Origin of the sequence: Arenimonas sp. GDDSR-1 (assembly GCF_025980345.1) — a bacterium.
GTDB lineage: Bacteria > Pseudomonadota > Gammaproteobacteria > Xanthomonadales > Xanthomonadaceae > Arenimonas.
The window spans coordinates 117,426-123,486 of record NZ_JAPDUI010000001.1 but is presented as its reverse complement, the minus strand read 5'-3'; the positions used below and the strand labels follow the sequence as shown (position 1 = coordinate 123,486).

The 6,061-nt window shown below is 58.8% G+C and carries 4 protein-coding genes and 1 pseudogene; 2 read left to right on the top strand and 3 right to left on the bottom strand.

Annotated elements, in window-relative coordinates; all coding sequences use genetic code 11:
• Together acnA and Q0W88_RS00550 are read left to right on the top strand one after the other, a co-directional pair.
• Positions 1-930, top strand: a pseudogene (gene acnA / locus Q0W88_RS00555) (aconitate hydratase); the annotation flags it as partial.
• Between the two features lie 118 nt (positions 931-1,048).
• On the top strand, positions 1,049-2,725 hold the full coding sequence (locus Q0W88_RS00550; protein ID WP_297798856.1) for an AMP-binding protein: 1,677 nt from the start codon (positions 1,049-1,051) through the stop codon (positions 2,723-2,725).
• Between the two features lie 27 nt (positions 2,726-2,752).
• Here Q0W88_RS00550 and lysS read toward each other — a convergent pair whose 3' ends face one another.
• The 3 genes from lysS to Q0W88_RS00535 form a co-directional block, all read right to left on the bottom strand.
• On the bottom strand, positions 2,753-4,267 hold the full coding sequence (gene lysS / locus Q0W88_RS00545; protein ID WP_297798853.1) for a lysine--tRNA ligase: 1,515 nt from the start codon (positions 4,265-4,267) through the stop codon (positions 2,753-2,755).
• 13 nt (positions 4,268-4,280) lie between these two features.
• Positions 4,281-5,400, bottom strand: a protein-coding gene (gene prfB, locus Q0W88_RS00540) for a peptide chain release factor 2 (RefSeq protein WP_297798851.1) whose coding sequence is annotated in 2 segments (ribosomal slippage) — positions 4,281-5,327 and positions 5,329-5,400 — 1,119 coding nt in all. Because the reading frame shifts where the segments join, the coding sequence is not laid out codon by codon here.
• 129 nt (positions 5,401-5,529) lie between these two features.
• Positions 5,530-6,042 (bottom strand): DUF3016 domain-containing protein, encoded by a 513-nt coding sequence (locus Q0W88_RS00535; protein ID WP_297798849.1) that lies wholly within the window; start codon positions 6,040-6,042, stop codon positions 5,530-5,532.
• Positions 6,043-6,061 lie beyond the last annotated feature (19 nt).

The window sequence follows — 6,061 nt, the reverse complement described above, 5'->3', positions numbered from 1 at the left end:
ATCTGGCCGAGCAACCAGGAAATCAGCGATGCCATCGCGGCTTCGATCGGACCGGAAATGTTCAAGAAGAATTACGCCGACGTGTTCAAAGGCGATTCGCGCTGGAACCAGATCGCCTCGCCCGAGGGCGAAATCTTCGCCTGGAGCGGCGATTCGACCTACATCAAGAATCCGCCCTACTTCGACGGCATGAGCATGGCCATCGGCAGCATCGATGACATCCAGGGCGCACGTCTGCTCGGCCTGTTCGGCGATTCGATCACCACCGACCATATCTCGCCGGCAGGAAACATCAAAGCCAGCTCGCCGGCCGGCCAGTTCCTGCAGTCGCGGGGCGTCAAGCCGGTCGATTTCAACTCCTACGGCTCGCGCCGGGGCAATGATGACGTGATGGTGCGCGGCACCTTCGCCAATATCCGCATCAAGAACCTGATGCTGGGTGGCGAGGAAGGCGGCAACACCATCCACTATCCGTCCAACGACAAGCTCGCCATCTACGACGCCGCCATGCGCTACAAGGCCGAAGGCGTGCCTCTGGTGGTCATCGCCGGCAAGGAATACGGTACCGGATCTTCGCGTGACTGGGCCGCCAAGGGCACCACTCTTCTGGGTGTCAAGGCCGTGATTGCCGAAAGCTTCGAACGCATTCACCGATCTAACCTGGTCGGCATGGGTGTGCTGCCCTTGCAGTTCCTGGACGGTGAAAGCGCCGCCAGCCACGGTCTGAAGGGTGATGAACGCTTCGACATCACCGGCCTGAAAGACGGCGCCGGCAAAATCGCCGATGTGCTCGCCACCTCGCCCGACGGATCGGTCAAACGTTTCCAGGCCAAAGTGCTGCTGCTGACGCCCAAGGAAGTCGAGTACTTCCGCCACGGCGGCATCCTGCACTACGTATTGCGTCAGCTTGCCGCACGCAAAGCCGCGTGAAAGGTGTGAAAGCGTGATGAAAAAAGCGGCTACGGCCGCTTTTTTCTTGCCTGTCGGGCTTGTCAGTATTTAGAGCTTATGCTCAAATGGACATATCCATCCGCTGCCCGAAAAACCCATGAGCATGAACCGTCCCTGGCTTGACAGCTACGCCCCCGATGTTCCGCATGACATCGACATCAGCGAGTTTCCTTCCATCGTATCCGTGCTGGAAAATGCCATCGATAAATTCGCCGACCGGCCGGCATTCAGCAATTTCGGGAAGACCATCAGCTACCGCGAGGTCGACCGGCTCAGCGCCCAATTCGCCAGTTACCTGATTCACGAACTGAAACTGAAGAAGGGCGAACGCGTCGCCATCATGCTGCCGAACGTCCTGCAGTATCCGGTTGCCATTTTCGGAGTTCTGCGTGCCGGGCTGACCGTGGTCAATACCAATCCGATGTACACCGCCCGCGAGCTGAAACACCAGCTCAACGACTCCGGAGCCGCCGCCCTGCTCGTTCTGGACAATTTCGCCTGCACCGCGGAAGAAGTGCTTCACGAAACGAAAGTCCGTCAGGTCATCACCACCAGCGTCGGCGAGATGCTCGGACCGAAGGGTCTGTTGGTCGATTTCGTGCTGAAACACGTCAAACAGGCCGTGCCCGATTACGATCTTCCGGACGCAATCCGCTTCCGGAAAGCCCTGTCTATCGGCGCGAAGCACAAACTGCCCCACGTCAGCATCCAGCCGTCAGAAATCGCGTTCCTGCAGTACACCGGCGGCACCACCGGCGTTTCCAAGGGGGCCATGCTGAGCCACAGCAATCTGGTCGCCAACATGCAACAGGCGTCGTCGTGGATCGGCAAGAACGCCAAGGAAGGAAGTGAGGTGATCATCACCGCGCTGCCGCTTTACCATATCTTCGCTTTGACCGCGAACTGTCTGGTATTCATGAAGTTCGGGGGTTTGAACTACCTGATCACCAATCCGCGCGACATGCCGGGCTTTGTCAAGGAATTGAAAAAGAGCAATTTCACCGCGATTACCGGCGTGAACACCCTGTTCAACGGGCTTTTGAACACACCGGGATTCGACAAGCTCGATTTCAGCCGGGTACACCTCGCCCTCGGCGGCGGCATGGCCGTTCAGAAAGCCGTGGCCGAGAAGTGGAAGAACGTCACCGGCGTGACCCTGGTCGAGGCTTACGGCCTGACCGAGACCTCGCCGGCCTGCTGCATGAATCCGCTCGATCTGAAGGAATTCAACGGCGCCATCGGTCTACCCATCTCTTCGACGCATTGCTGCATCAAAGACGACGACGGCAACATCCTGCCGCAGGGCGAAATCGGCGAACTGTGCGTGAAGGGACCGCAGGTCATGCAGGGCTACTGGCAGCGTCCGGATGAGACCGCCAAGGTCATCGACGCCGAAGGCTGGCTGCACACCGGCGACATCGCCAAGATGGACGACAAGGGCTTCTTCTACATCGTCGACCGAAAGAAGGACATGATTCTGGTGTCCGGCTTCAATGTGTTCCCGAATGAAATCGAGGATGTCATCGCCGCCATGCCGGGCATTCTGGAAGTGGCGGCAGTCGGCGTGCCCGATGAAAAATCCGGCGAAGCCGTGAAGATCGTCGTGGTGCGCAAGGACCAGTCCATCACCGCCGACGACATCCGCCACTATTGCCGCGAATACCTGACCGGTTACAAGCAGCCGAAAGTCATCGAATTCCGGACCGAACTGCCGAAAACCAATGTCGGCAAGATCCTGCGGCGGGAGTTGCGGGATAGCGCAAAGGAAACCTAAAAAAAGGGCGCCTCGGCGCCCTTTTCTTCAGTCGCTGACCGGCCGCATGTACGGAAACAGCAGCACGTCGCGGATGGATGCAGAGCCGGTCAGCATCATCACTAAGCGGTCGATGCCGACGCCAAGGCCACCGGTCGGTGGCAGGCCCACTTCCAGGGCACGGATGTAATCGGCATCGAAATGCATGGCTTCGTCATCCCCGCCCTCTTTCTGGTTGACCTGTTCGGCGAAGCGTGCCGCCTGGTCTTCGGAGTCGTTGAGCTCGGAAAAGCCGTTGGCGATTTCCTTGCCGCCGATGAACAGCTCGAACCTGTCGGTCAGACCGGCATCGTTGTCGTTGGCGCGGGCCAAGGGGCTGACTTCGGTCGGGTGCTGGGTGATGAAGGTCGGCTGCACCAGCGTGTGTTCGACGGTCTTTTCAAACACTTCCAGCAGCAATTTGCCCCAGCCGTAACCTGGCTTGTAACGGACGCCGAGCGCATCGCAATGCCGGCGCATGGCGGCGACATCGCGGATATCGGCTGCGGAAATCTGCGGGTTGTGTTCCAGTACGGCATCGGTCATGGTCCAGCGCTTGAACGGTCGGGACAGATCGATGTCGGCCCCGTCCCAATGCGTCTGCATGGATGGCAGGACTTTTTGGGCTGCGGCGCGGATCATGCCCTCGGTCAGATCCATGATCTCGTTGTAGGTGGCATACGCCTCGTACAGTTCGAGCATGGTGAATTCCGGATTGTGGCGGGTGGATACGCCCTCGTTCCGGAAGTTGCGGTTGATTTCATAGATGCGCTCAAGCCCGCCTACGGTCAGGCGTTTCAGGTAGAGCTCCGGCGCCACGCGCAGATACAGATCGAGTCCGAGCGCGTTGTGGTGGGTCATGAACGGTTTGGCGGTGGCGCCTCCGGGGATGTAATGCATCATCGGCGTTTCCACTTCCAGGAAGCGTTGCGCATCCAGCCAGTTGCGCAGGGCCGAAATCACCTGGGAACGCTTGATGAAAACCTCGCGTGCTTCGGGAGTCACGATCAGATCGACATAGCGCTGGCGGTAGCGCTGCTCGACATCGGAAAGACCGTGCCACTTGTCCGGCAAAGGACGCAGGGATTTGGTCAGCAGCCGCAGGCTTTTGCCCTTGACCGACAGTTCGCCGGTCTTGGTCCGCGTCAGCACGCCGCTGACACCGATGATATCGCCGACATCCCAGTGCTTGAACGACTCGTAGGCTTCGCCCAGATCGGCACCCGACAGATACAGCTGGATGCGGCCCGACATGTCCTGCAACTGCGCGAAACTGGCCTTGCCCATCACCCGTTTGGCCATCAGCCGTCCGGCAATCTGGACGGATCGGTCCAGGTCCTGCAGCGCTTCCGTGGTCCAGCGCTCCTTGTCGGCGTATTCGTCCTGCAGATCGCTGGCGTAATCAGCGCGCACGAAATCATTCGGGTAAGCGATGCCGCGCTCGCGCAGGGCCTTGAGCTTGGCGCGGCGTTCGGCAATGAGCTGGTTCTCGTCCTGCGGCAGTTCGGTGCTGTTCTCGTTCATAGGTTTCCTTGAATCAATTGCTGCGGCCGGCGCCGGCGGTCAGGCCGGCTTTAAGACTGGCTTCGACGAACTCGTCGAGGTCGCCGTCGAGGACTTTCTGGGTATCGGTGCGCTCGATGCCGGTACGCAGATCCTTGATCCGGCTCTGATCGAGCACGTAACTGCGGATCTGACTGCCCCAGCCGATGTCGGATTTGGTCGCTTCCAGCGCGTCTTTTTCGGAGTTGCGTTTCATCAGCTCGAGCTCGTACAGCTTGGCCTTGAGCATTTTCATGGCCCGGTCGCGGTTGCCGTGCTGGGAACGTTCGATCTGGCAGGCAACCACGGTGTTGGTCGGGATGTGGGTAATCCGGACGGCCGATTCAGTCTTGTTGACGTGCTGGCCACCGGCACCGGACGAACGGTAGACGTCGGTCCGGAGATCAGCAGGATTGATTTCGATTTCGATGTTGTCATCCACTTCCGGACTGACGAATACCGAACAAAACGAGGTATGCCGGCGATTATCGGAATCGAACGGCGACTTACGGACCAGCCGATGAACGCCGATTTCGGTTTTCAGCCAGCCGTAGGCATATTCGCCCTCGACCCGGAACGTGGCGCTTTTGATGCCCGCTACATCGCCGTCGGAAGCTTCCATCAGCTCGGTTTTCCAGCCACGGGCTTCGCAGAAGCGCAGGTACATGCGAAGCACGATTTCCGCCCAATCCTGGGCTTCGGTACCGCCGGCACCGGCCTGGATATCGACAAAGCAGTTGGTGTGGTCCTGCTCGCCGGAGAACATCCGGCGGAATTCCAGCTTTTCTACGCGTTCGGAAATCTTGGCCACATCGGCGGTGACCGAATCGACGATACCCTCATCGTTTTCCATTTCGGCCAGTTCGAGGTATTCCAGCGCTTCACCCAGGCCGTCGAGCGTGCCACGGATCTCGGACACGGTCTTGTCGAGGCTTGCCCGCTCTTTACCGAGTGCAAGCGCTTTTTCGGGCTCATTCCAAATCTGCGGGCTTTCCAGCTCGCGGTTTACTTCTTCCAGACGTTCGACTTTGTTGTCGAAGTCAAAGATACCCCCTGAGCGAGGTGACACGCTCTTGCAACTCGGCGATGCGGTTGCGGATCGGATTCAGTTCCATGCAGTGAAAACTTCAAGATAATCAGGCTGATATTGTATCAGAGCCGGCCTGATGAATACAGCATGGAGGAATCCGGGCGGCATCCGGAGCTGGGTCCGGATGCCGATTCAAGAACTTAGCCCTCCGTGGTTACGGGGACTTGGCAAGGATTTCCTTGCCGAACCATTCCTTGATCATATGGCGTTCATAGTAGAAATCCTGGCGCGCGGAAGCATTCGAAGCGCTGGCGAGGAACCCGGCATCCTTCAGAACCGCGCCCTTCTGTTCCTTGACGACTGCGCCGGACGCATCGGTGATGCGGTAATCCAGGCTGATCTGCGGATAGTAGATATCTTTCAGAACCCTAACCCGGTAGCCGGCTCGGCTTGGTATGGGATCGACCTCTCCGGCCAGATCCACATTGGTGACGTGCACGCTCATGTTCTGGCCGGCCGGGAGCTTCGCCGCCTGGGCTTTGAACTCCGCACTCAGGGCTTTTTCCACGCTCTTGCGGTAGGATTTGTCGGTGCTGTTGCTTGCCACGATGTCGGTGAATTTCGCGGGATCGGACCAGGTAACGGTGACCTCGCCTGCAGATGCGGGTATCGAGAGAAACAGCAGGCTAGCAGCTGCGAATCGACTGGCAGTGTGCATGATTTTCATGTTATTCGTCCTTTTAATT